1 protein-coding gene is annotated in these 369 nt (G+C 45.5%); it reads right to left on the minus strand.

Translation table 11 applies throughout. The features are described 5' to 3' along the window. Window positions 1-98: 98 nt before the first annotated feature. On the minus strand, window positions 99-369 hold a 271-nt coding region (locus J8L97_RS23290; RefSeq protein WP_211053100.1), incomplete at its 5' end, for a hypothetical protein.

Here is a 369-nt window from a genome sequence, read left to right on the forward strand (position 1 = left end):
GTTGCCACTATCACGCAACATCTCATCTAGCGTTTTTTTAATGTCTTCGGGCAACTCGTCAACTTTACTCGGTTTACTACGCCTGACTTTATCCATACTTAATTGCTCCGAGGTGCGGGGCGTTTAATACCAGGTACTGTGCTGGTGCCTTCAGCTACATCAATACCTAAGGGGGTGATACGGGCAACCCATGTATTTTCACTGAGTATTTCGTTTTTAACGTAGCCGTTTTGTTCTAGCCAGTTAAGCAGGGTTTTAAGTTGGTCGAGGCTACACCCAAGGCCAAAGCGTTTAAGCACGTCGCGTAACATGCTTGTATTTGCGCCGTAGTCTGACGACTCTTTAAGCGCTATTAATATGTTGATCCGT

It is taken from the genome of Pseudoalteromonas sp. MMG012 (assembly GCF_018100875.1).
Lineage (GTDB): Bacteria > Pseudomonadota > Gammaproteobacteria > Enterobacterales > Alteromonadaceae > Pseudoalteromonas > Pseudoalteromonas aurantia.